The sequence below is a fragment of the Klebsiella sp. A-Nf5 genome (genome assembly GCF_002810545.1).
Classification (GTDB): domain Bacteria; phylum Pseudomonadota; class Gammaproteobacteria; order Enterobacterales; family Enterobacteriaceae; genus Klebsiella; species Klebsiella variicola.
On sequence record NZ_PIOG01000046.1, the window covers coordinates 1 to 1220 of the forward strand.

3 protein-coding genes and 2 pseudogenes are annotated in these 1220 nt (G+C 48.2%); 1 reads left to right on the forward strand and 4 read right to left on the reverse strand.

The features are described from left to right. Both CWM53_RS05650 and CWM53_RS32305 read right to left on the reverse strand, forming a co-directional pair. Positions 1–187 (reverse strand): annotated as a pseudogene (locus tag CWM53_RS05650) (incFII family plasmid replication initiator RepA); the annotation flags it as partial. A gap of 10 nt (positions 188–197) precedes the next feature. Beyond that, the gene (locus CWM53_RS32305; protein ID WP_110218790.1) at positions 198–350 is read right to left on the reverse strand and encodes a hypothetical protein; all 153 of its coding nucleotides are present in this window, start codon (positions 348–350) and stop codon (positions 198–200) included. 49 nt (positions 351–399) lie between these two features. Between CWM53_RS32305 and CWM53_RS32310 the strand changes: the two are divergent. After that, positions 400–517: pseudogene (locus CWM53_RS32310) on the forward strand (replication protein RepA). 18 nt (positions 518–535) lie between these two features. Here the strand turns inward: CWM53_RS32310 and CWM53_RS05655 are convergent. Further along, on the reverse strand, positions 536–805 hold the full coding sequence (locus CWM53_RS05655) for a replication regulatory protein RepA (protein ID WP_100699014.1): 270 nt from the start codon (positions 803–805) through the stop codon (positions 536–538). A 135-nt stretch (positions 806–940) separates the two neighbouring features. Next, positions 941–1220: phospholipase D-like domain-containing protein (locus tag CWM53_RS05660; protein WP_227521690.1), on the reverse strand; the 280-nt coding region annotated here is incomplete at its 5' end.

Here is a 1220-nt window from a genome sequence, read left to right on the forward strand (position 1 = left end):
GAAAACACATTGCCTGCAGTAGCGCGTCAATTGCACGCCGGCGCAACAGGGGTGGCATCCTGTGCCGCTTACCCAGCGAACGCAAAAACGCCACATGAATGGAAAAATCAAAACGGGACGTGAAGCCTTCGGCTTTCGCCATCAGCTTACGGCAGAACGGCAGTGTTTTTTTGCCTTCACGCGCCATAAAACGTGGCTCAGCATTTTTCACTTGCACGTAATGAAACGATTTTTGGGGATTCTGTTCTGTCACCGCTTCCTGCGCTTATGTTGCACGGAAGGAGTAAAGCACAGAAACTGATCTTGAAGTTTTCTGAGCATGTACATATACTCCCTGCATAGAGCAACACGTTCTATGCAGTTTATGAAGGCCCCGTTAATCTTTTCGCTCCGCCAAGAATGAAGAAGATTATCGGGGTTTTTGCTTTTTGATTCCGGGGTTAAACCTCAGCAGAACCAGTTCCCTGCCACATTACGGCGTGGCCAGCCAAGAATATCTAAACGATCTGTAATCTAGCACCCATAGCAGGTATGATCAAGAATGTGACGTCGTTACGTCAATTCCTAGTTTCGCAGATTCCCTTTCAATCAGCCTCTCAATCATTTCTGCCTGAGTAATTCCTTCATTCTCACACATGATTTGAAGCTGGTTTTTAAGCTTATCCCGCACAAATACTCTCACCTCTTTGTGCGTCGCTTTTTTTCGGGCAACAGCTTTCTGCTGACGTTCAGCCGCAGAAACAGGATTGCCCTTTCTATAGGGACGTTTAGATGAGGAAGTAACTCCGTTAGCGACCTGTGACATCTCTGCCTCCTCAAGCATATAACTGAATACTTGAACAAAGATACTACACGTCGCTACATGCAGCGAGAGTTACGTTATTTTTTGTTATATAACCAGCCCTTGTTGGCGCAACGAGCAGGTTATTGAGCGAGGGGGTTAATACGAGGAACTCCAGTCTTTTCCCGTCTCCCAACGAGTTTGCCAGTGCTGCAGATAGCGTTGAGCAACGACTGGATCATCCCACACGACAAGCACGTTCTCTGAATTGGCCCGATCAGCGGCTCGGGTGTAGTTAAAAGACCCGACTTCAATATTGCGGCCGTCAGCAATGATGACTTTGTCGTGCATGATTTTGTACTGCGACACTGCGCGAACCGGGATGCCGGCATTGGCCAGAAAATTCATGGCCGCCAGACTCGCCTGGTTTTGCTTGCCG

Coding starts and splice junctions, on each gene's coding strand:
- CWM53_RS05655 (WP_100699014.1), bottom strand. CDS start 805: ATGTCACAGGTCGCTAACGGAGTTACTTCCTCATCTAAACGTCCCTAT.